Raw genomic sequence first — 300 nt, 5'->3', positions numbered from 1 at the left:
CTGAAGCACGGGCCGATCGCGCTGATCGACGAGAACATGCCTGTCATCGTCATTGCCCCGCATGACCGCATCTTCGAAAAGACCGTATCGAACATGCAGGAAGTGGCGGCACGCGGCGGCAAGATCATCCTGATCACCGACAGCAAGGGTGCCGCACACGCCACGGTGAAGACGATGGAGACGATCGTGCTGCCGGACGTGCCGGAAATCATCTCGCCGATCATCTACGCGCTGCCGATCCAGATGCTGGCCTATTTCACCGCCGTGTTCATGGGCACCGACGTCGACCAGCCGCGCAAC

The 300-nt window shown here is 61.0% G+C and carries 1 protein-coding gene; it reads left to right on the top strand.

What is annotated here, in order from left to right; translation table 11 throughout:
* The coding region (locus tag ACWUKX_RS31050) for an SIS domain-containing protein (protein WP_456010470.1) at positions 1-300 on the top strand (300 nt) is incomplete at both ends.

It is taken from the genome of Mesorhizobium sp. f-mel (genome assembly GCF_053850215.1).
This window is presented reverse-complemented; position numbering and strand designations above follow the sequence as displayed.